Source organism: Blautia faecis (assembly GCF_020554845.1).
GTDB classification, from domain to species: Bacteria; Bacillota; Clostridia; order Lachnospirales; family Lachnospiraceae; genus Blautia_A; species Blautia_A faecis.
This window is the reverse complement of sequence record NZ_JAJCIA010000017.1, coordinates 29,762-50,697: the sequence shown is the minus strand read 5'-3', so window position 1 is coordinate 50,697 and position 20,936 is coordinate 29,762. Positions and strand designations below refer to the sequence as shown.

At 49.3% G+C, this 20,936-nt stretch carries 24 protein-coding genes and 1 pseudogene; 23 read left to right on the top strand and 2 right to left on the bottom strand.

The window, feature by feature from the left end; translation table 11 throughout:
- From LIZ66_RS10055 to LIZ66_RS19340, 20 genes and pseudogenes are all read left to right on the top strand, one after another.
- The gene (locus LIZ66_RS10055; RefSeq protein ID WP_195991772.1) at positions 1 to 3,276 is read left to right on the top strand and encodes an energy-coupling factor transporter ATPase; all 3,276 of its coding nucleotides are present in this window, start codon (positions 1 to 3) and stop codon (positions 3,274 to 3,276) included.
- Positions 3,270 to 4,988 carry an ABC transporter ATP-binding protein gene (locus LIZ66_RS10050; RefSeq protein ID WP_195991771.1) on the top strand — a complete coding sequence of 573 codons (1,719 nt, stop codon included), beginning with the start codon at positions 3,270 to 3,272 and terminating at the stop codon, positions 4,986 to 4,988. Before LIZ66_RS10055 ends, LIZ66_RS10050 begins: the two co-directional genes overlap by 7 nt.
- Before the next feature lie 21 nt (positions 4,989 to 5,009).
- Positions 5,010 to 5,210 (top strand): iron dependent repressor, metal binding and dimerization domain protein, encoded by a 201-nt coding sequence (locus tag LIZ66_RS10045; RefSeq protein WP_187566327.1) that lies wholly within the window; start codon positions 5,010 to 5,012, stop codon positions 5,208 to 5,210.
- A gap of 327 nt (positions 5,211 to 5,537) precedes the next feature.
- A complete protein-coding gene (locus LIZ66_RS10040; RefSeq protein ID WP_021926392.1) occupies positions 5,538 to 5,942 on the top strand; it encodes a hypothetical protein in 405 nt (134 codons plus the stop codon).
- A complete protein-coding gene (locus LIZ66_RS10035) occupies positions 5,939 to 6,367 on the top strand; it encodes a group II intron maturase-specific domain-containing protein (RefSeq protein WP_226837927.1) in 429 nt (142 codons plus the stop codon). Before LIZ66_RS10040 ends, LIZ66_RS10035 begins: the two co-directional genes overlap by 4 nt.
- 266 nt (positions 6,368 to 6,633) lie before the next feature.
- On the top strand, positions 6,634 to 7,212 hold the full coding sequence (locus tag LIZ66_RS10030) for a TetR/AcrR family transcriptional regulator (protein ID WP_187566326.1): 579 nt from the start codon (positions 6,634 to 6,636) through the stop codon (positions 7,210 to 7,212).
- Between the two features lie 110 nt (positions 7,213 to 7,322).
- Positions 7,323 to 7,937 (top strand): class I SAM-dependent methyltransferase, encoded by a 615-nt coding sequence (locus LIZ66_RS10025; protein ID WP_187566325.1) that lies wholly within the window; start codon positions 7,323 to 7,325, stop codon positions 7,935 to 7,937.
- A gap of 4 nt (positions 7,938 to 7,941) precedes the next feature.
- Entirely contained in the window at positions 7,942 to 8,547 is a 606-nt protein-coding gene (locus tag LIZ66_RS10020) for a class I SAM-dependent methyltransferase (protein ID WP_195991769.1), read from the top strand.
- Between the two features lie 12 nt (positions 8,548 to 8,559).
- Positions 8,560 to 9,465, top strand: a complete 906-nt coding sequence (locus LIZ66_RS10015; protein ID WP_187566323.1) for an alpha/beta hydrolase — start codon at positions 8,560 to 8,562, stop codon at positions 9,463 to 9,465.
- Positions 9,466 to 9,509: 44 nt separating this feature from the next.
- Positions 9,510 to 10,193, top strand: a complete 684-nt coding sequence (locus tag LIZ66_RS10010; protein WP_187566322.1) for a class I SAM-dependent methyltransferase — start codon at positions 9,510 to 9,512, stop codon at positions 10,191 to 10,193.
- 51 nt (positions 10,194 to 10,244) lie between these two features.
- Positions 10,245 to 10,946, top strand: coding sequence for an L-2-amino-thiazoline-4-carboxylic acid hydrolase (locus LIZ66_RS10005; protein ID WP_195991767.1), 702 nt, complete (start codon positions 10,245 to 10,247; stop codon positions 10,944 to 10,946).
- Positions 10,946 to 11,437 carry a hypothetical protein gene (locus tag LIZ66_RS10000; RefSeq protein WP_187566320.1) on the top strand — a complete coding sequence of 164 codons (492 nt, stop codon included), beginning with the start codon at positions 10,946 to 10,948 and terminating at the stop codon, positions 11,435 to 11,437. Before LIZ66_RS10005 ends, LIZ66_RS10000 begins: the two co-directional genes overlap by 1 nt.
- 13 nt (positions 11,438 to 11,450) lie before the next feature.
- A complete protein-coding gene (locus LIZ66_RS09995) occupies positions 11,451 to 12,293 on the top strand; it encodes a class I SAM-dependent methyltransferase (protein ID WP_195991765.1) in 843 nt (280 codons plus the stop codon).
- On the top strand, positions 12,290 to 13,024 hold the full coding sequence (locus LIZ66_RS09990) for a DUF6796 family protein (RefSeq protein ID WP_226837914.1): 735 nt from the start codon (positions 12,290 to 12,292) through the stop codon (positions 13,022 to 13,024). Before LIZ66_RS09995 ends, LIZ66_RS09990 begins: the two co-directional genes overlap by 4 nt.
- Entirely contained in the window at positions 13,021 to 13,683 is a 663-nt protein-coding gene (locus LIZ66_RS09985; protein ID WP_117854252.1) for an L-2-amino-thiazoline-4-carboxylic acid hydrolase, read from the top strand. Before LIZ66_RS09990 ends, LIZ66_RS09985 begins: the two co-directional genes overlap by 4 nt.
- Entirely contained in the window at positions 13,680 to 14,279 is a 600-nt protein-coding gene (locus LIZ66_RS09980; RefSeq protein WP_226837913.1) for an L-2-amino-thiazoline-4-carboxylic acid hydrolase, read from the top strand. The genes LIZ66_RS09985 and LIZ66_RS09980 overlap by 4 nt, the downstream gene beginning before the upstream one ends.
- 10 nt (positions 14,280 to 14,289) lie before the next feature.
- On the top strand, positions 14,290 to 15,027 hold the full coding sequence (locus tag LIZ66_RS09975) for a DUF6796 family protein (RefSeq protein ID WP_226837912.1): 738 nt from the start codon (positions 14,290 to 14,292) through the stop codon (positions 15,025 to 15,027).
- A 143-nt stretch (positions 15,028 to 15,170) separates the two neighbouring features.
- Entirely contained in the window at positions 15,171 to 15,677 is a 507-nt protein-coding gene (locus LIZ66_RS09970; RefSeq protein WP_187566315.1) for a class I SAM-dependent methyltransferase, read from the top strand.
- 178 nt (positions 15,678 to 15,855) lie between these two features.
- Positions 15,856 to 16,482 carry an L-2-amino-thiazoline-4-carboxylic acid hydrolase gene (locus tag LIZ66_RS09965; protein WP_117854249.1) on the top strand — a complete coding sequence of 209 codons (627 nt, stop codon included), beginning with the start codon at positions 15,856 to 15,858 and terminating at the stop codon, positions 16,480 to 16,482.
- Positions 16,483 to 16,971: 489 nt separating this feature from the next.
- Positions 16,972 to 17,229, top strand: a pseudogene (locus LIZ66_RS19340) (group II intron reverse transcriptase/maturase); the annotation flags it as partial.
- Positions 17,230 to 17,671: 442 nt separating this feature from the next.
- On the opposite strand, the gene LIZ66_RS09950 reads toward LIZ66_RS19340, so the two are convergent.
- Positions 17,672 to 17,962 carry a type II toxin-antitoxin system YafQ family toxin gene (locus LIZ66_RS09950; RefSeq protein WP_117854248.1) on the bottom strand — a complete coding sequence of 97 codons (291 nt, stop codon included), beginning with the start codon at positions 17,960 to 17,962 and terminating at the stop codon, positions 17,672 to 17,674.
- Complete coding sequence (locus tag LIZ66_RS09945; RefSeq protein ID WP_005924829.1) at positions 17,959 to 18,237, bottom strand: type II toxin-antitoxin system RelB/DinJ family antitoxin; 279 nt, start codon at positions 18,235 to 18,237, stop codon at positions 17,959 to 17,961. The genes LIZ66_RS09950 and LIZ66_RS09945 overlap by 4 nt, the downstream gene beginning before the upstream one ends.
- 628 nt (positions 18,238 to 18,865) lie before the next feature.
- Here LIZ66_RS09945 and LIZ66_RS09940 point away from each other — a divergent pair.
- The 3 genes from LIZ66_RS09940 to LIZ66_RS20345 all read left to right on the top strand — a co-directional run bounded on the left by LIZ66_RS09940 (position 18,866) and on the right by LIZ66_RS20345 (position 20,880).
- Positions 18,866 to 19,651, top strand: coding sequence for a transglutaminase-like domain-containing protein (locus LIZ66_RS09940; RefSeq protein WP_117854247.1), 786 nt, complete (start codon positions 18,866 to 18,868; stop codon positions 19,649 to 19,651).
- A 262-nt stretch (positions 19,652 to 19,913) separates the two neighbouring features.
- On the top strand, positions 19,914 to 20,744 hold the full coding sequence (locus LIZ66_RS09935) for a S1 RNA-binding domain-containing protein (protein ID WP_306797082.1): 831 nt from the start codon (positions 19,914 to 19,916) through the stop codon (positions 20,742 to 20,744).
- A 4-nt stretch (positions 20,745 to 20,748) separates the two neighbouring features.
- A complete protein-coding gene (locus tag LIZ66_RS20345) occupies positions 20,749 to 20,880 on the top strand; it encodes a hypothetical protein (protein WP_301331857.1) in 132 nt (43 codons plus the stop codon).
- Positions 20,881 to 20,936: the final 56 nt, after the last annotated feature.

Genomic DNA, 20,936 nt, shown 5'->3' with positions numbered 1-20,936 from the left:
TTGATCAAACTGAATCATGTTTCCTTTTCTTATCAGAATGGGGAAGCAAATGAAATGCAGGTGCTGTCTGATGTAAGCTTTCAGGCATCACGCGGAGAATGTGTGGTACTTTGTGGGAAAAGCGGATGTGGGAAGACGACCATGCTTCGCCTGGTAAACGGTCTTATCCCTCATTTTTATGCCGGGAAACTGGAGGGGAATGTCCTTGTAGGCGGACAGGAAATGCAGCAGACACCGTTGTCCCAAACGTCCCGGATTGTGGGAAGTGTCTTCCAGAATCCCCGTACCCAGTTTTTCCATCTGGATACGACCGGAGAGATGGCTTTTAATCTGGAAAATCAGAATGTCCCCCGCCCGCAGATGAAGAAGCGTCTGGAGGAGGTGTCCTATCGTCTGAACCTGCAGGAGCTGATGGACCGGAATATTTTTGAACTGTCAGGCGGCGAGAAACAGCAGATCGCCTGTGGCTCCGTTTATGCGGCTTTACCGTCGGTCATCGTTATGGATGAGCCTTCTTCTAATCTGGATATGGAGAGCATCCGAAAACTGCAGAAGTTGATCCGCATGATGAAAGATGAAGGAAGAACTGTGCTGATTTCAGAGCATCGGCTGTGGTATCTGGAGGGAATCGCTGACCGTTATGTGCTGCTGGAGGATGGCCGGATCAGGCAGGAATTTACGCCGGAAGCAGCGGCAGATCTTTCGCTGGAGAAGCGCAAAGCGTTGGGACTCAGGGCAGTAAAGCAGGAGCAGCTTTATGAACTGAGGCCCGATATGGGGCTGATAAAACAAAAGAGTACCGGGCTGGAAATAGATGGGCTTCAGTTTAGCCGCCAGATGCGCCAGGTACTGAATGTGCCGCATTTAGAAATACCGTCAGGGGCAATCGTAGCGGTGATCGGAGAAAACGGTGCCGGGAAATCCACTTTCAGTCTTTGCTTGGCAGGTCTTTTGAAGCATACGGGTACAGTACGGATCGACGGCAAGAAGATCGCACATAAAAAGCTGCCGGAGCAGGTCTACCTGGTCATGCAGGAGGCAGGACATCAACTGTTCAGCGATACGGTATTGGGTGAATTGACCTTGAATAATCCGGCACTGTCAGAAGAAAAGGGCAAAGAGGTTTTGACAACGCTGGGCTTAAATGGTATGGAGAACCGTCACCCTGGCTCCCTCTCCGGAGGTCAGCAACAAAGGCTTTCTCTGGGAACAGCTCTTTGCATGAAGCGAAAACTGATGCTTTATGATGAGCCGACCAGCGGTCAGGATGGAGAAAATCTGCTGCGGACAGCGGAGCTGATCCGTGCAGCCAATAAACAGGCAGCCAGTACCCTGATCGTGACACATGATCCGGAGCTGATCTTGCGCTGTGCGACCCATATTCTGCATATCCACGCAGGGGAAGTAAAGAAATTTATACCGCTTGATGAGAGAGGAGTGATTTATATGAAGAAGGTATTTGGAGAGGATGCGCAGACAAAGAAGCCGCAGAAAACCGGTATTCCGCGCCTGCTAGAGTTTACAGGACGGCATCGTCCCCTACTGGGCGCTGCGCAGTTGTTGTCCGGCATCAGCGCCTTGTTCCTTCTGGGACCGTTTGTGTGTGTTTATTTTGCGGCCCGTGCGCTTTTAACCGGACTGACCGGAGGAGGTTTTGTTATCTCGTCCCTGGTGCAGTGGGGTGTGTGGGCATTGGCGCTGGAACTGGCCGGGCTGATCATTAATTTTGCGGCACTTATGTGCTCCCATACCGCAGCTTTTCATACAGAAAAGAATTTAAAAATGGCAGCGCTCCGTCATTTGTCCAGGATGCCAATGGGGTATTTTGAGGAAAATCCCAGCGGTAAGCTAAGAAAAATCATTGATGAAAACAGCGCCCAAATGGAGACTTACCTTGCCCATCAGCTGCCGGATCTGGTGAGCGCTCAGGTCACGACGGTTGCCAGCCTTGTGCTGATGCTGGCTATGGACTGGCGCATTGGCCTTCCGCTGATCGTTCTGATGCTTGCAAGCTTTGCCTGCCAGATGACAATGATGGGCGAAAAAACCATGAATTTCATGAAGCGCTATCAGGACGCTCAGGAGGAAATGAACCACGAGGCGGTGGAGTATGTCCGGGGAATCTCCGTGATCAAGGTATTTGGACAGTCGGTACATTCGATACGGCGCTTCAAGGAAGCGATCAATGCTTATCGGGATGACGCACTGGCCTTTACTATGGCCTGCAAGCCCGGATATGTGGGCTTCAATACTGTGGTCAATGCCGCTTTTCTTGTGCTGATCCCTGCCGCACTCATCGGCATGACTTCGGCGGGAGATTTGACTGCCTTTATAGAGAATTTCCTGTTTTATCTGATTTTTGCACCTGCATGCGCATCTGTTCTCAACAAGATCATGTACATGAGCAACTATAAGATGCAGGCTATGGAATCTATGCGGCGGATTGACACAATTCTGCTTGCCAGAGAGCAGTCAGAGGCACAGGAGCCGCAAATGGCACAGGGCAGCGACATTTGCTTTGAGCATGTGACCTTTACCTATCCCACAGGCGAACAGCCTGCGGTTTCAGATGTCAGTTTTACAGCAAAAGCCGGAACCGTTACGGCACTGGTGGGACATTCCGGCTCCGGCAAGACCACCATCGGGACCCTGGTCCCCCGCTTTTATGATGTGCAGGAGGGGCGCATTACGCTGGGCGGCGTGGAACTTTCTGAGATTTCCCGACAGGAAGTCATGGGAAAGATTGCTTTTGTCTTCCAGAATCCCAAATTACTGAAAACAACACTGGAGGAAAATATCCGCGGCGGCTGCAAAAATGCCAGCCGGGAAGATATCCTGCGGGCAGCCCGTCTGGCACAGTGTGATGATATTCTGGCAAAGCTGCCGGAGGGCATTGACAGCATCGTGGGTGGGAAAGGCGTCTATCTTTCCGGAGGAGAAGTACAGCGGGTGGCTATTGCCAGAGCAATTCTGAAGGACGCACCGGTCATCATTCTGGATGAAGTCACGGCATTTGCCGACCCGGAAAATGAGGTACAGATTCAGGCAGCCCTGAAGGAACTGACAAAGGGAAAAACAGTCATTATGATTGCGCACCGGCTGTCCACCATTCAGGATGCGGATCAGATCCTGGTAATGAAAGCAGGGCGTCTGGTAGAACAGGGAACGCATCAGGAACTGCTTGGTAAGAATGGCGAGTATGCCCATATGTGGGCAGATTACAATCAGGCAATCGCCTGGAAGATTGACCGGAAAGAGGAGGTGAAACCATGCTGAAGAAATTATTCGCATTAAGCGATCAGGGGGAACGGGAATTAAAGTACGGGATTGTGGCAACTACGATAGGACATTTGTGCATCATGGCTCCCATTTCCCTCTTGATGCTAGTGACCATGGGACTTCTGAACAGGCTCTGCGGGGAGACTGGACTGACAATGCAGCCAGGAGTGATAGTTCTGATGGCGGCGGTTCTCTTACTTTTGATTTTCATAACCCAATGGGTTCAGTATAACCTGACTTATAAAGTGGCTTATGAAGAAAGCGCTAACCGGAGAATTACCCTGGCGGAAAAGCTGCGGCGGCTCCCACTGGCATTTTTCGGTCAGCGTGATCTGTCTGATCTGACAACAACCATGATGGGTGACTGCTCTAAACTGGAAAGAATTTTTTCCAATGCGGTTCCCAGTCTCTTTGGAACAGTCATTATGTTTGTGATTGTGTCCGTGGGGCTTTTGATCATGGATTGGCGCATGGGGCTGTGCATTGTTCTGCCGGTACCGGTAGCTACGCTTATTTTGATAGCGGCCAGAAAGGCCCAGACAAAAGCGGAAAGCCGCAATTATGACGCTCACCGTGCCGCTTATGATGGGGTGCAGGAATATCTGGATACCATACAGGAGCTTCGCTCCGCCGGTCTGGAACAGGAATACCTGGATGGAGTTGAGAAAAAACTGGATTATGTGGTAAAGTGTGCGTTTCGTAATGAGCTGGCTCCAGGTACTGCTGTGACGTTGGCGCAGCTGACAGTACGCTTTGGGCTGGTGGCAGTTCTGCTGGTTGGAGGTCTGTTGGTAGCTCAAAATATGCTGTCCGTCAATATGTTTATTCTTTATCTGTTGGTAGCAGGCCGTGTTTATGAACCCTTTGGTTCCTGCTTTATGCTGATGGCGGAACTGTTTTCTGCATTTGTCAGCATTGAGCGGACGAAGAAGATGGAAGCGACAGTGGAGCAGACTGGTCAGCCTGTTTGTAAGAACAATGGGTACGACATTGAGTTTAAGGATGTTTCTTTTTCGTACAATGATGAGCTTGTACTCAATGGGATTTCCTTTGTAGCGAAACAGGAGCAGATCACTGCGCTTGTAGGCCCTTCCGGCAGCGGAAAGTCTACTGTTTCCCGTCTGGCAGCCCGGTTCTGGGATGCAGATACCGGTCAGGTACTGCTGGGTGGCGTGGACGTGACGACTGTGGAGCCGGAAACGCTGTTTAAGAATTATGCCATCGTCTTTCAGGATGTGACCCTTTTTGACGATTCCGTTATGGAGAACATCCGCCTTGGTCGGGCGGGGGCGACAGATGAGGAAGTGCTGGCGGCAGCCAGGGCAGCTCAGTGCGAGGAGTTTGTTTCCCGTCTGCCTGGCGGCTATTACAGCAATATCGGTGAGAATGGCTGCGCCCTTTCAGGAGGCGAGCGGCAGCGTATCTCTATCGCCCGGGCGATCCTGAAGGATGCGCCGGTAGTTATTTTGGACGAAGCCACAGCTTCCATGGATGCGGAGAATGAGAACTTGGTTCAGCAGGCACTGTCCGTGTTGCTGCAGGGGAAAACTGTACTGGTTATTGCGCACCGTATGCGGACGATTGCAAACGTCGATAAGGTTGTTGTCCTGGAACAGGGCCGCGTCGCAGAGACGGGAACGCCGGAGGAACTTCTGAATCAAAAGGGATTGTTCTATCGTTTGGCTGAAGCACAGACGGTACATCGATAGAGCTTCGGGAATCAGAAAACAATGCAGACAGGTATGACAAAGGGAGTCAATGAAAATGAATCAGATGAGTGTACTCGTAACAATATCTTTTGCGATTTATTGACGAGCCTCGGTGTGGGTGAAAAAACCGCTATGGATGATGCCTGCCGTATGGAACATGCTGTTAGTAAAAAGAGTTTTTTGGCCCTTATGATGCTTGCTGAAAATCTCTCCAATGTTTGAACAGAACAGTTACAGACAGCTAATAAAAGAGTAAAAGATGGCCGCCTATGAGGAAATTATCCTTTTTAGCATCCTCCCCAAGAAGGAGGTCTACATAATCGAATACTCTTGCCCGATAAAGGGGCGTGGATAGTCAAAGCACTGTCCACGCCCCTTTTTGATTCGACAGCTTTCTTCAGCATTTGCTACGACATTTTGGCAAGTGTTGAATGAACTTGAACAGGACAACAATCAAGCAATCTATTACTTCAGATATCCTGTATATACAAAGAGAAGAAAAATAAGTGCTATAATATTAACTGTGTTGAAAATGTAGGAAAAAGGTGTGTGCAAGATGAAAAATGTGCTTTTTATATTGCGGCTACAGAGAAATTATCTGAATCAGAAAAGCATGAAATTGAAATGGATATAAAGAATGCAGAGATTTATCTTAGAAATAGTGAAAATGAAAAGCACAGAAAAATCACAACGACACAACCAGAATACTTTGATGGGATAAGAAGCATTCCTATAAATCAAATTGAAGTTCCACCATGTTTTAAAAAGAATAGGCCAGCAGAAAAGAAAATTGATTCTATGATTGAATATTATAAAGAACGTGGACATTTTGATAAGCCTGTCACGGTTGTATTTCGGAATGATAAGTATGTATTAAAAGACAAATTTTTACGATACTATAGAATGGTTCAGAATGGAAAGTCAGACCGACCAATGAAAAGAAAAAGAAACTGAAAAAGAAGCTGAGCGAATATCTGAAAAGAGGAAAAGCAGTAGCGAGACCACTTGCAGTTACAATTAAAAGGGTAAACGAGATTGTACGAGGGTGGATAAATTATTTCAGAATTGGAAAGATGAAACAGTTTGTGAAAGAACTCGGGGAATGGCTGAGACATAAAATCAGAGTAATTGTCATGAAGCAATGGAAGAGACCCAAAACCATTTATCGGAATCTAAGCTATCTGAACTGGAAACATAAGAACAGATTTAGCAATAAAGAAATATTTAAAGCTTCAAATTCGAGACTGGGTTGGTACAAAAGAAGCGGAATGAACGTGGTGAATTTCATTATCAGCAAGGATTTACTTGAAAACAGGATAAAAGATGGAGCTGGTCTGCTCAATCCCTTATCCTATTACTTAGTTAAAGTTGGAATATAAATTGTAGAGCCGTATACGAGACCCGTACGTACGGTTCAATGGGAGGGGCGAAAATATTTATTTTCCCTCTACCCTATTTACGATATAGTTTCTTTTACCGCGGCAACAGCGATTACCGGTTACCAGAATTCCAGCGTCTCTTTCTGTAACACTGCACCCCCTTTTGATTAGCGTTTTTTTCTCCGCACCTCTTGCAAACCAGAAAGAAGCGCGGTATAATATGACCAGAAGAACCGAAATGGTCATATTTCAGGGAGGGTGCGACCTTGGCTTTTACCGATTACGAAACTGAGCAGCTCCGCAAGGCGTTGCTGAAGGAAACGAGACATTGTGCTGTCACGCTGGGGATGAAGAAAACCTCCGTAGAGCAGCTGACGAAGGCGGTCGGCATTTCAAAGGGCTCGTTCTATAAATTCTACGAATCCAAGGAAATGCTTTTCTTCGCGGTTTTGGAGAACGTTCACTCCGATCTTTACGGAGTGGCTGACCATGCACTGAGCGAAACAAACGGCTTGCCGCCGTCGGAGCGTGCGGCAAAGGCGGTTCTTGCCGTCTGCCGGCGGCTGTCCGATACCGGCGACATGGTTTTCATTGAAAACGATGCGAAGCTGCTTTTGCAGAGACTGCCGGAGGACATCAAAAATGTCCATTACCACGATGACGAGACGCACATTCGTCTACTTTTGGAGAAATATGACCTTGCGCCGAATCGCGGCATCTCTTTGGCTGCCGCCACGGTACGGGGACTGATCTTGACTGTTTCCCACAAGGAGCAGATTGGAGAACTGTACCCGCAGGTGCTGGAAACGCTGGTGTACGGCGCTTGCAGGGAGTTATTTAAATAAGCGGAAGGCCGCAGAGATGCGGCTTTTCCGAAATACGACGGTTAGTACTCTCTAACTACGCGACTGTGCGTATCGGTTAGGCAAATCTAACATCGAAAGGAATGATAGCGATGCTGGAACACAAGAACTTCTGGGACAAAAATGCCGGTCGGTACGACCGCTTTATGCGAAAGGATCTGGCAGCGTATGAGGAGATGTATGCGCACATCCGGCCGGTGGTGAAAGCAAAAACGGTGTTGGATCTGGCGACCGGCACGGGGCTAATCGCAAAACATATCGTAAACGCGGCGGCACACATCGAGGCGACGGACGCTTCTGCGGAAATGATTGCGGAAGCCAAGCGGGACAATCACTCGGCGAAGCTGCACTTTTCCGTGCAGGATATGTTCCGCCTGCCCTATGCGGATGAATCTTTTGATGTGGTGATCGTGTCAAACGCACTGCACATCGTGCCGCAGCCGGAGAAAGCCCTGCAAGAAATCAAGCGGGTTCTGAAGGATGACGGCGTGTTGATTGCGCCGACCTTCACCCATGCCGGAAACTCTTTTTCCGGCATGGTCAGGGCATTTTTTATGAGGATGGCAGGCTTCCCTCTCCACAGCAAGTGGACGAGCAAGGAATACCTGCGTTTCCTACGGCAAAACGGCTGGGCGGTGCGGAAAAGCGCTGTTCTAAAGGCGTCCTTCCCGCTGACCTATGCGGAATGTGTGAAATCGGAGGTGTGATAAGATGTCATTTTTTGAGAACACCAGAAAGCCTGTGGGGCTTGGCGGGAAAATCATGGTTGCCATGATGAACCTGGGTCACAGTCCTGTGGCCCAGTGGGGACTTCAATTTCTGAATGTTGCGCCGGACGCCAAGGTGCTGGACTGCGGCTGCGGCGGCGGGGCGAACATGAAAAGGCTGCTGAAAAAATACCCACAGGGTATTGTCAAGGGCATTGACTATTCTCCCGTCAGTGTGGAGAAGGCTCGAAGCCTCAACCGAGCCGCAATTCAGGAGGGGCGCTGCGTGGTGTGGCAGGGCAGCGTGGAGCGTATCATTTTCGCAAAGGACTGGTTCGATGCGGTCACAGCCTTTGAAACCGTCTATTTCTGGCCCGATCTGCCGCAGTGCTTCCGGGAGGTTTACCGGGTGCTGAAGCCCGGCGGGAAATTACTCATTTGCAACGAAAGCAACGGCGATACGGACAAGGACAAGAAGTGGACGGAGATCATCGGCGGCATGACCATCTACAAGGACGCCGAGCTGAAGGCGTATCTGGAGCAGGCGGGCTTTCACGATGTGCAGATACACAAAAAGAAAAGCTGGCTGTGCATCACGGCACGGAAATGAGGGGGCTAAATCATGAGTATCTTTGCATCTATCTTACGCAGCGTATACAAGCTCTCCGGCGCGAAAAAGGCGTTCGCCTTGCCGGAGGATGCACTGCGAAAGGAAATTGAAAAGCAGAACCGGCATCGTGGCGTTTTTACGCCCACCGACCGCAAGGTATATTATGAAACGATTGCGGTAAACGGCTTTCCCTGCCTGATCGTGCGAGAGCATCCGAAGCCGTCCGAGCGCGCGATTCTCTATTTCTTTGGCGGCGGCATGGTGATCGGCCCCGATAAGGGCGACCTGCCTGTGATGCGCAAGCTCTGCCGCGAGACCGGCTGTGATGTGTGGTTTCCGTTTTACCCGCTCTGCATGGAACACTGCATTACTGAAACATACGCGATGGTGTACGAATGTTATCGAAAAATGATTACACTGTACGGCGGCGGGAACGTCAGTACCTGCGGCTTTTCCTCCGGCGGTGCGCTGGCACTGGGCATTGCGGCGCACAACAACGCGCAGCCCGAACCGCTGCCGCAGCCGAGGCACATCGTCGCCGTATCCCCCGGCGAAGTGCCGTGGAACGATGGCGAAAAATCGCGGATGAAGGCATTGAACGAAAGAGATGTTTCCATCGACTATGCCTTCATGGTGACGGTGGAGAAGTTCATGCGGCACGGCTGTGAGAATGTGCCGGACTATATGCTCTCTGGCTCTCGGGGAGATTTTACCGGCGTAGGCGATATTCACTTCTTCTATTCTGCCGACGAGGTGCTCTACGGTGCTTTGCCGGACTTTGAGGAAGCCTGCAAACGGGCAAATGTCCCCTATACGGTGTCCGCCCGCCCGAAGATGGTGCATTGCTACTGTATGCTGCCGATCTTCAAGGAGGCAAAGGAGGACTTCGCGAAAATCGTGGACATTTTGAAAAAATGAGATCGGAAACGGTCGTGTGATGATTGAAACACGGAGGAAGAACCATGGAACGAAAAGAAGCTATTCGCGGTGCGTACCGAATGACGGGCGGAAACAGTTTTTATGACGGCATGATCACCTGCTCTACTCTGAGCGGGAAAGCGGTGTGCCGCTTGGTGTGGGCAATGAACAAGGCGAAAAACGACGCCCATCTGGAAAAGGCAATGTCCGGTATTCCGGAGCATTTCTCCGGCAAGCTGCTGGAAGTGCCGGTGGGAACAGGGATTCTGACCATGCCGGTTTATCGGACTATGCCGGAAGCGGACATTACCTGTCTCGATTATTCGCCCGATATGATGAGGCAGGCACGGGAAAAGGCTGACTGCCTGCACCTGAAAAATGTAACCTTCCGGCAGGGAGATGTGGGAGCACTCCCCTATGCAGACGACACCTTTGACATCGTTTTGTCGTTGAACGGCTTTCACGCTTTCCCGGACAAAGGGGCCGCCTATCGGGAGGTATTCCGGGTTTTGAGACCCGGCGGGACATTCTGCGGCTGCTTTTATGTGATGGGCGAGCACAAGCGGACGGATTGGTTTGTCCGGCATGCTTATGAAAAGGCAGGGTTTTTCACACCGCCCTATGAGACGGTTTCCAGTCTGAAAGCACGGCTGGATGGAATGTATACGGATGTGGACATGGGAAACCTGAAAAGCATGGCATGGTTTGTCTGCCGAAAAGCGGGTTAAATCTGAGATGGTCTCATGCACGCAAGAAAGAACAAGGAGGGAGGCAATCAGATGAAGGACAACGAGCTTCTATTCGACCGCAAAAGCCATGTGCTGTATTCAAAGCCTTGCAAGAAAGAGATACGGGCGAAGATCGCCCTGCACTACCCGGAAGCAGAGCGGGAGGCGATATGGGAACAGGTACAGCGGCAGTACGCGGTCTTTCTCTCCGACTGGCGCACCGACTTGGGCGGCAAAAAGAACTTCCACAACGGCGTAGGCGGCACCTACGACTGCATCGCCATCATGAGCTATTATGTGGTCTGCAAAGCAGTTACTTCGTTCCGTGAAATCGAAGAGATGGAGGAAAATCTGATCCTGCCGATCTTCCGCAGGCTGAAATTTGTGGACTGCAACAAGCCGTTCTGGAGGAAGCTGATGTACAAGGCGTTTGTTCGTTCGAAAAGCGGCTGCGACAAATGGCACGATTACGAGATGGCGGTTGCGCCTTATGAAACCGACAAGCCTATTTATTATGAATTTACGGCGTGCCCGGCAGCGGAGTTTGCTATCAAGCACGGTCTTACGGATATTATGCCCGCCCTGTGTAATGTGGACTTTGCGTCTATGGAGCTGCTCCATGCAAGACTGGTGCGGACGACTACCTGCGTGGACGGCTGCCGATGTGATTATACCATCTGCGGCAACAAGGATCCATATTTAAAGGAGCATCCCGAATACCGGGACGAAAAAGGATACAGGAGGAACAAGTAATGCTTTTACAAACGGTTTTGGAAGGTCTGGGGCTGGGGGTTCTGCTGATTATCATCTGTGCCGTGGGTATCCGCAAGGGCGCGGTGGGCATGGTGCATCTTTACAGCCCGGAGGTGCAGGAGCGGTGCGTAACGCTGGGACTTACAACACACGCGAAAATTAAGCGAAATGCTTTGATTTTCAAAGCTGTCTGCGTTCCCGGTTACATCGCCTATGTGCTGGTGTGTGTCTATGCGCTCAACGGCGCAAAGGGCTTCGTTCAGGGCTTTTGGCAGCTGCTGGTCATACTGTCCGTTATGAATCTCATAGACCGATTTTGGGTTGACGGCTATTGGGTAGGACATACGAACGCATGGGAAATTCCGGGAACGGAAGACCTGAAACCCTACATTACAGCCAAGGATAAGGGCAAAAAGTGGCTGTTCGGCACAGTTGGTATGGCGGTCATTTCGGCAGCACTGGCGGCGATTATGTCGGTATTTATTCACTGAAGGAGATACCTATATGAAATATAAAATCGAGAAAAACACCGTACAGGAGACGCTGATCATTCCGCTGTATGCGCGGAAGGTCTGCTCAGAACTATACCCGAATCTTTACCGGGACGAAACAGCGGTTCGCCTGATTGACGAGATCGACTACGACTTTTCAGAGGCGGAGAAAAAATCCCGCAGCCTGATGCAGCGTTTCGGTTCACTGGAGGTGGCCATGCGGCAGAATGACCTTGCTTTTGAGGTGCGGGATTATCTGAAATCTCACCCCAATGCGGCGGTGGTCAATCTGGGCTGCGGACTGGACAGCACAGGGAGAAGCTGCGACAACGGCAGTTGCAAGATTTATAATCTGGACTTCCCGGATGTGATCGCCGTGCGCAATGAGCTGCTGCCCGCCGGGGAGCGTGAAGAAAATATCCCCTGCGATTTGAACAATACCGAATGGCTTAGAAAAATTGACTCTTCAAACGGTGCGGTATTCTTTGCCTCCGGCGTGTTCTACTATTTTTTGACCGAGCAGGTCAAGACGCTGGTACAGCAAATGGCAGACGCTTTTCCGGACAGCGTGCTGGTGTTTGACGCTGCAAATCGGACGGCGGTGAAGATGATCGCCAAGACATGGCTCAAGAGCGCGAAGATCCAGGATGTGGGCGCGTATTTTGCGGTTTCGAACGCAAAAAGCGAGCTTTCCCTGTGGGACAGCCGTTTGCAGGTCACGAGTCGGGGCTATATGCTGGGCTACAACGATCTCCGCGACCCATCCGTCAGCGGCTTTTTCCGTTTTCTCGCAAAGGTCGGCGACGGCATGATGAAAATGCAGATCGTGAAGATCGGATTTGGAGGCAGGAAATGAAATCGAGTAAAGAAAAACGAGCGCTTATTGCGGGCATGATCGGGTGCTTGCTCTATGTGATCGGCGACTTTTTGTTTGCGGCGACCGGGAAAACCCAAAGCACGGAATCCATCGGACTGATGGTCAAAGTCGCCTATCTCAATATGGCCACATGGCGCATGGTGGTCAGCATTATCTGCGGTGTTCTCGGAACGGCACTCTATTACATCGGTTTTCACCAGATGTGGAAGCTCCTGAAGCGGCACCTCACCCAACCAAAGCAGCAGAAGTGGGTCAAGCTGTTTCATATCGCCTATCTCACCGGCACGGTCTGCTGGGGCTATGTCCATGCTATGTTTACGAACATGGCGCTGATCTTCAAGTTTACCTTTGAGAAATACGGCGATATGCAGGCGGCAGCAGAGATCGCCAATAAGGTTTTTTACTGCAACACCGCGCCGCTGCTGGCAGCATATATCCTGTGTGATGTACTTCTTTCCGTCGTGATGCTCGTTATGATCTGGAAAAGGATGCTCCCGCTGAAAAACACAGCACAGCGGATATTGGCATCCTTCTGCAACCCCATCGTTTTTACGGGGATTGTGGGAAATCTCTTCACGCTTCTGCCGTGGCCGCTGGATCAGATCGATCACGGCACGGAATCCGCCGGACACCTGCTGGTTTTGGTATTGGGGCTGGTTTTGCTGCGGGAGAAGGCAAAATGCGGAGAATGTAAGGAGACAGTGCAATGAAATACATAGGTATGCCCATGGGAATGTGGGCGCTGTTTGCAGGCTCATTCCAAAAGCAGCTGACAGAGGTGCTCGGCTACGATACCGATACGGCAAAAGCGATCACGAAAAATGCAAAGCCGAAATACAAAGCAATCATCGCAGACCTGCCGGAGTTTGAAAAAGCGGATCGCTTCAAGATGAACATCGTCAACTGCGCAATGATCGGCGCGTTCGTTCTCTCCATGCCGGAGCGTCCGGATGTGGAGTGGCTGACGGAGTATTACGCAAAATCCATGATGACAAAGCCGATGAAATGGTTCTGCCGCAAGAGCGGAAAGAGCAAATTTGCCGAAAAGGACATTTCCGGCATGAAGGCGACCGCAGCCTTGAAAGCCGCCGACCGCAACCCGTATTCATGGAATATGGAGTTTTACGAATACCCCGACGGCAGCGGATACGAGGGACGCTTCACCAAATGCGGCATCTGTGTGCTGATGAAAAAGCTGGGGCTATATGACCTCACTCCGGCGCTGTGCCGCCTGGACTACACCATGAGCGAAGCGGGCGGCGTGACCGACTTCGTGCGGCAGTACACTCTCGCCTCCGGCGGCCCATACTGCGACTGCGGGTATAAAAAGAAGGGCTTCGTGAAGCCTGAGACGGAGGCCGGACGATGAAGGAAACCTATCTCTCCCGTGATTTTCGGGAGACTGCGGCACAGCGCTTTTCCTCGCACGCCAAGGAGCTGAAGGCCTTTTTTGATACACGGTTGAATGCGCTGCTGGCTGAAAATGCAGATGCAAGCAAGGAGAAGCAATACCACCTCAAGCGGCAGATCTTACCGGGTATTGCGGCCTACGAAACCTTGCAGCGGGTCATGCCGAAAGAAGAGGCGCTGCAAATCGTTCACGGCTATGTGGAGCGGTTGGCGAGAACGAGTCACAAACAGCTTGCCACCCTGCTGCTCATACCGGGGCTTTACCGCCTTGTTCCCAGCGTTTTCGTCAAATCCACGCGGAGCGTCTTCGGCCCGGCGGCGGGCTTTGACCCAAAGGAGTTGCAGGTCGGCAACGGTATATGGCGTGTGGATATGGTGAAATGTCCCTATCACGACACCTGCGCAGAATACGGCTACCTGGAGCTGTGCCGCTGCTTTTGCGACAGTGACGACATCAGCTACGCCGGGCTGCATCCGAAGCTGATTTGGGAGAGAAGCATGACGTTGGGGCGCGGGGACGACCGCTGCGACTTTTGCATGAAGATCATAAAATAGGGGCGCAGGAATGAAGAAAATGAAGACGAAAGAAACAAAACAGTTCATCCGCTGGTGCATTCTTGGCGCGATCGGATGTGGATTGATGGCTGCCGGGGACTGGCTGCTGGGGTGCGTTCCGCTTCAGAAAACCGACACCGGCCTTTTCAACAGAGCCTGTTATCTGTCTGGCTCTTATGGGCTGTGGAGGCCCGTGCTTACCGTTGGACTGGGAGCGATTGGGGGCTTTCTCTATTACTTTGTGGTAAAAGCACTGAATGCGGACATCGACGAAAAATATAGAAAGACCAGAACCATCCAGTTTCTGTGCGGGATATTCACCGTTGCGATCGCTCTGACCATCCATACATGGGTGGCCACCATGGCATGGTTTACCACCTATCTGGGGCCGCGTATCAGAGCGGAGGCCGCGCTTGCGGCGGTTACGGCCTATCAGGACGATATGCTCCCCGCGATCCTCCCCATGTATGTTCCGATGCTATTGGTTTTTGGTATCCATTTTGTGATGCTGCTTGCCGGAAAAACGCGCTATCCAAGGTGGATGCTTGCTTTCCATCCGGTCACATGGAACCTTCTGCTGGCTGCAGTACCGGATATTGCGCAGGCAATGCAGATGCCGGTGGCTACATGGATGTCCGTGATGAGCCAGAGCAGCACGAACAGTGCTATCATGATCTGGTGCATCGCGGCTGCGGTTTATGAGAGAAGTCACACTCAATTAAAAAGGAGTCTTGAATATGAAGCCTGACTACAAAAACTGAATTCCCAAGGGAATGCTGGTTTCGCTTATCGCGGGAACGGTGCTGTCCCTTGCGCTGCTGCTCGTTTTCGGCGTATTCGGCATCGGTGTGAGCGGAAAGCTGCGCGTCGCGCTGGGAGTGGTGTTCGGCATTGCCTTTGTCGTTTGTGCAAAGTACACCCAGCGGTGCGCTGACCATTGCCTGCGCAAAGCGCAATCCCCAGGGGAAAATGGTCGGCATTGACCGCTGGGGCAAGGAATATGCCTCCTTCAGCCTGCCGCTGTGCGAAAAAAACGCCGCTGCGGAGGGCGTGAAAAACGTTTCGTTCCGGCGTGGAAACGCCGTGAAGCTGGATTTCCCCGACGAGAGCTTCGACGCAGTGACCAGCAACTATGTCTATCACAATATCACGGGGAAGGACAAGCAGGCGCTTCTGCTGGAAACGCTGCGCGTGCTGAAAAAGGGCGGAACGTTTGCCATCCATGACCTGATGTCGCCTCGCAGATACGGCGATATGCAGGAGTTTGTCCAAAAGCTCAGGGATATGGGCTATGAGCGCGTAGAGCTGATCGACACGACCGACGGCAGCTTTATGACGCCGAAGGAAGCCGGACGCCTGATGCTTTGCGGCTCAACATTGCTGGTGGGAAGAAAGTAATCGGCGCGGCATCATGGAAAGCTGATCTCCGCACAGTTTGACAGCTACCGCCGGAGCATGGCGGAATGTACCGACCGCAAGACTGCCGGGCTATATATGGACGCGACGATGGTCTATCACTTCGGCGGCTAGGCTACGTTTCTTAAGCCTGTAAATAAATCACGGGAGGAAAAGTGATATGAAATACAACGGCTTTTATTTCTGGATGTTCAAAAGCCCGATGAAAAAGGTTCTGGCAGAGAAGTACGGCAGGGAATATGCCGCCGACATTATGAAAAAGAGCAAAAAGGTCTATCGTGAGCTTGTCGAGAAAGCAGACGACATCGGTGACGATAACCCTATGGCATACAACGAGTTGTTCGCCCTTGCCTTCGTTGCGCCCTATGTGGCAAGCGAAAAGAAAATTCCGCCAACGGTCGTGCAGGAAATGATGCGCCGCTCACTCTATCATATCAAGTGGTATTTTGCAAAGACCGACTTGAATACCGACAAGGGCAAGGCGGAGAACAAAAAGAGCGTTGTCAAATACGCCAAATGGTACACGCCCGAAAAGGAAGCGAAATACCCGACCTCCTTCAAGGTGGATTTTGTCGGGCAGCCGTATGAGGGTGCCTGTTACTACCGCATTACCCGCTGCCCGATTTGCATTTACACGGAGAAACTCAGTGTTTCCGAACTCATGCCGTTGTTCTGCGAACTTGATGAAGTGATGATCACGCTTCAGCACGGCGTGCTGCACAGAAAACAGACGCTGGCGAATGGCGGAGAGTATTGCGACTACTTTATTACCGGAAACAGAGAATAAACGGAGAAGCTCGTATCGGTCAATAGCTGATACGAGCTTCTTTTCATATGTGCGCCTAGCGGCGCACGTTTCTAACGGGTTAAAGTCCCGAATCCTCCCGGTAGTGGGAAGGATATAGCCGAAAGCAAGGGTGTCCATCGTGAGATGGAATCTGAAGGAAGCTGGATGTGAGGAACATACTAACTCATGGGCAAATCTCTGGTCTGACGGACAGAAACCTTATATGAGGTTATGCATGAGGGTAAGGTTGCATATCAAATCGAAGCCCAATAACTACACGGAATCATGCATGATAAATGAGGCAGACGGATGGAGAGGAAGAAACGTGTGGTACCTAGGGAGGTCTGTGCGGTACGCCTTGAAAGAGGTAACCATTGCATAAAGCAATGCTGAACGCACAGAAGTCAGCAGAGGTCATAGTAGCCGAGAGGTGAAGGACCGAATCAGTAGGAATCTTAAGTATGACCGAGAAAGGAGGAATGACCGTCTATGGCAGAAAACATTGAAAACAATGACTGTTCGCAGAGAGATAGTGCGGAACACGAAGGGTATGCAAAAGCGTCTAGGTCATTCAATCGGATATGGAAAGAAAGAGACAGTGCACAGCCGAGACTTTTGGAAGCGATACTGTATAAAGACAACTTTAACAGAGCGTATAAGAGAGTCAAGGCAAACAAGGGAGCGCCAGGAATTGATGGCATGACCATTGAGGAGGCTCTTCCATATCTAAAGGAACATCAACAAGAGTTTATAGCTTTTACTTTTTTCTCCGGTTGGCATACTGGTGGCAAGTCCATTTTCATGGCAGATACGATTACTGATTCTGCAGAGTTTATGGTAACTCCGCTTATTGGAAACATACTTGTGATGATCAACAAAGCTTGCGGCGTTAAAGATGATATGATTGTGAATATGATTTTTGTCAACGTGGGTGCTGATCACGAAGCTTTGAATTGGGTGATCCAAGTTATTGTGATAATAGCCTTGATTCCTATACAACATTTGGAATTTCCTATGACAAAATCTCTGATAACTGGATATATGATGGGAAAATTATTCATATTCTCTATGATGCAGACCCCAACATCAACTGTGATAACAATGCAAGTGATGGTATCAACCTCAAAGATGACTTCCTTTGCATACATAAAAACCGCTGTACAGGTCTCCCCATACAGCGGCAGACTGTTTATTTCCCGAACAAGTCGCTGTGTGTGCCGGTGCGAGCCAGCGTCAGCACCAGAACATCATCCTCAATGCGGTAGACAAGCAACCAGTCCGGAAGAATATGACATTCCCGATGACCTGCCCAATCGCCTGACAGGTCATGGTCACGGTTCTTATCCGGCAACTGTTCGCCCATCGCCAGCAATGTCACGACCTGCTCCAGCAGCTCGATCTTCAAGCCACGCTTTATGGCTCGTTTATAGTCTTTTTTGAAACATGTGGTGTACTTGACGGTATATTTTGTTTCTTTCATCTTTTTAGATCAGCAAACAACTCGTCAAGGTCATTGTAGCCCTTTACAGACGGGTCTTTTGCAATCCTTTCCGCTTCCAGCATGGCAGCAACCGTTTCTTTGTTCGGCTGTTCTAGCCTTACCTCAAAGGGAATGCCGCCTTCACGAAGCGACTGGCGCACAAAGATGTTAAATGCCGTAGTCAGGTTCATGCCAAGTTCAGTAAACAGTGCGTCCGCCTGCGCTTTCAAATCTGCGTCCATGCGGATACTGATGTTTGTAGTATTTCCAGCCATACGATCAGCTCCTTTCTGCTGGCAATTATAGTATATGTCATTTGCACGAAGAAAACAATACTTTGCACGAATATTTAATGTTAAATTCATTTAAAGAGGAGTTGAAGATGAATTTTATAAAGAAAAAAGGGTGCTGGGTGTCAAAGAAACAGAATTATCTAATGCAAGGGATTGTATTTGCTTCCAGATTGTATTGCCGTATCAGTACCACGCTGGAGATATTTTGCGAAATTTTCTTTTATCGATACTGCTTGCCATCATGAGCGTGGCATATATTTCGAAAGCTTGTTAAGAAACGAGTAAAGCTTGTATGGAAGCTATTTGGAATACAAACTGTATCCAAGGAATCATAAAATTTCTGGAATAAATAGAGATTATTCTGGAAGTGATATGTGTTAAAATTGCATTCTTATTTCTACAAAAAAGAAATTGCTTCAAAATTTGAAATATTATAAAATAAAATTTGCAGAAAGAGTACAAAAAGTGAGTTCCCTTTTGGAAATTCCTTTTCGTACTCTTTTTCTATTAAAAAGTTTATTTTTTTCCAAAATCCTATTGAAACTAAAAGAACCAACTTGCTACACTCGCAGTAGAAACCAGAGGATAATCAAAAAATGGAGGGTTACCAATGAAAGAAAAACAGTTACAGCAAAAGAAAAGAAGAATCTTATGGGGATGGATCCTGGCAGTATTGTTACTTAGCATCAGTATGGGAACCGTCAATGTTCAGGCGGCAAAGCTAAAACTTAACAAAACAAAAGTTACCGTATATAAAGGTTGTACGGAAACATTAAAAGTAACTGGCAGCAAAAAGAAAGTAAAATGGAGTAGTTCCAAAAAGGCGGTCGCGTCTGTTTCTTCTTCTGGGAAGATAAAAGGGAAAAAGAAAGGAACGACAGTGATTTATGCAAAGGTTGGAAAACAAACTTTGAAATGCAAAGTTACAGTGAAGGAACCAAGTAATGCTCAGAGATTAAATCTAGCGAAAAAGGAAGCAAGGAAAATTGTAAAGAAATATGTAATTTCCAATCTGAATACGAAAGAACGTGCCTTTGTTCTATTTCAGTATCTGACTGAGCATTGTTGCTGGCAACTTAATCAGTCTACAGAAGCTTATAAAAAGAATTACGGAAATGAAGCTTATGCGGCATTAATTTTGAAAAAGGCGGCCTGTTCCGGCTATGCAAGGGCATACAAATTACTCTGTGAGGCAGCAGGTATTCCGGTAAGACATGTGAATGCAGGAAGCTGGACGCATCAGTGGAATGAAATAAAGGCAAATGGAAAATGGATTAAGGTGGATGCTTATGGGGGAACCTTCGCAGATACAACCGGAATTCGGAAATCACTTCTGAAAGAAAATAAAAATAAGGAGCAGCTGGTGTTTAAATTTGTGATGGAAGAAGAGGAATAAAAGATTCGGACATCAAAAAACAGACAGGATACAATTCTACAGAAGTGAAGAAATCTGGAAATGAAACCGACGCGTGTTAAATAATGAAGGAGAATGCAATTTACGACCAAAATGCGACTTTATTGCAACCTCTATAACATTGACTTCCGATTCCATCCATTATAGAATGGTATTTGTAAAAAGAAGGCACAATTAGCAGCTTGTTACGCACAGGCTGCTATTTTTGTGCCTTTTTAATCGTATTACTAATAGGAGGGTTTACATGGATAACACAAAAAGAGCACTTGCAGAGGAAGCCACAGAAAAAGAAATACCCCGGGCCGCTTACGAAGGGGTGCTTACCATTGATGTGGATGCACAGGTGGAAAGCATGGAAGAGCAGGAAGATGCCAGATGGCACCAACTGTTAAATGCACATCGTACCAGAAAGGTTCTGACCGGGCAGCTTGGCGGCATTGAAAAGCTGGAAAGCGGTTGGATGGTTGCGGTTACCTATTACAACGGTTTCCGTATCATCATCCCCATGAATGAAATGATGATTAACTTAAGCGGGGATGGTCGGGAAAACGCAGATACCTTAAACCGCCAGGTCCGGATTGCCAACAACATGCTTGGCTGTGACATTGATTTTATCATCAAGGATCTGGATGCCAAAAGCCGCAGCGTGGTGGCTTCCAGAAAAGATGCCATGCTCCGGAAAAGACAAACATTCTACTTTGGGGAAACAGGGGAAAAGCCTCTTTTGTATCCGGGCAGGATCGTGGAGGCAAGAGTCATTGCGGTTGCACCAAAGGCAGTCCGCCTGGAAGTGTTTGGCGTGGAAGTTTCCGTCCGCGCAAGGGATATGGCCTGGGAATGGATGGGGGATGCCGGAGAAAAATTCCAGGTGGGAGATCTGGTCCTTGTTATGGTAAACAAGGTGGAAGCGGATTCGGTAGACCAGATTCGCGTGGAAGTGGATGCCAAAAGCCCGACGGCCAATACCAACAAGGACAATTTGCGGAAATGCCACCGTCAGGGCAAGTATACAGGTATCATTACAGAAGTTTATAAAGGAACCTATTTTTTTTATGCGCCTGGATATCGGAGTTAATGCAGTGGCACATAGTTGCAACATGACCACCCTTCCATCCAAAGGAGACAAGATCGGGCTGGTGGTGACGCGTATCAATGACAATTATGAGGTGGCAGAGGGAATTATTACACGACTAATCAAACGCTGTGTCTGAAAAAGTTTAAAAAAGTAATGAAATCCTATTGACACAGAAAAAGCGATTTTTCTACA

Coding starts and splice junctions, on each gene's coding strand:
- LIZ66_RS09975 (WP_226837912.1), top strand. CDS start 14,290: ATGAAGAAAATGAAGACGAAAGAAACAAAACAGTTCATCCGCTGGTGC.
- LIZ66_RS09965 (WP_117854249.1), top strand. CDS start 15,856: ATGAAATACAACGGCTTTTATTTCTGGATGTTCAAAAGCCCGATGAAA.
- LIZ66_RS10050 (WP_195991771.1), top strand. CDS start 3,270: ATGCTGAAGAAATTATTCGCATTAAGCGATCAGGGGGAACGGGAATTA.
- LIZ66_RS09945 (WP_005924829.1), bottom strand. CDS start 18,237: ATGGCTGGAAATACTACAAACATCAGTATCCGCATGGACGCAGATTTG.
- LIZ66_RS10045 (WP_187566327.1), top strand. CDS start 5,010: ATGCAGACAGGTATGACAAAGGGAGTCAATGAAAATGAATCAGATGAG.
- LIZ66_RS09995 (WP_195991765.1), top strand. CDS start 11,451: ATGAAATATAAAATCGAGAAAAACACCGTACAGGAGACGCTGATCATT.
- LIZ66_RS09985 (WP_117854252.1), top strand. CDS start 13,021: ATGAAATACATAGGTATGCCCATGGGAATGTGGGCGCTGTTTGCAGGC.
- LIZ66_RS10000 (WP_187566320.1), top strand. CDS start 10,946: ATGCTTTTACAAACGGTTTTGGAAGGTCTGGGGCTGGGGGTTCTGCTG.
- LIZ66_RS09940 (WP_117854247.1), top strand. CDS start 18,866: ATGAAAGAAAAACAGTTACAGCAAAAGAAAAGAAGAATCTTATGGGGA.
- LIZ66_RS10015 (WP_187566323.1), top strand. CDS start 8,560: ATGAGTATCTTTGCATCTATCTTACGCAGCGTATACAAGCTCTCCGGC.
- LIZ66_RS09980 (WP_226837913.1), top strand. CDS start 13,680: ATGAAGGAAACCTATCTCTCCCGTGATTTTCGGGAGACTGCGGCACAG.
- LIZ66_RS10010 (WP_187566322.1), top strand. CDS start 9,510: ATGGAACGAAAAGAAGCTATTCGCGGTGCGTACCGAATGACGGGCGGA.
- LIZ66_RS09950 (WP_117854248.1), bottom strand. CDS start 17,962: ATGAAAGAAACAAAATATACCGTCAAGTACACCACATGTTTCAAAAAA.
- LIZ66_RS09990 (WP_226837914.1), top strand. CDS start 12,290: ATGAAATCGAGTAAAGAAAAACGAGCGCTTATTGCGGGCATGATCGGG.
- LIZ66_RS09935 (WP_306797082.1), top strand. CDS start 19,914: ATGGATAACACAAAAAGAGCACTTGCAGAGGAAGCCACAGAAAAAGAA.
- LIZ66_RS10025 (WP_187566325.1), top strand. CDS start 7,323: ATGCTGGAACACAAGAACTTCTGGGACAAAAATGCCGGTCGGTACGAC.
- LIZ66_RS10020 (WP_195991769.1), top strand. CDS start 7,942: ATGTCATTTTTTGAGAACACCAGAAAGCCTGTGGGGCTTGGCGGGAAA.
- LIZ66_RS10005 (WP_195991767.1), top strand. CDS start 10,245: ATGAAGGACAACGAGCTTCTATTCGACCGCAAAAGCCATGTGCTGTAT.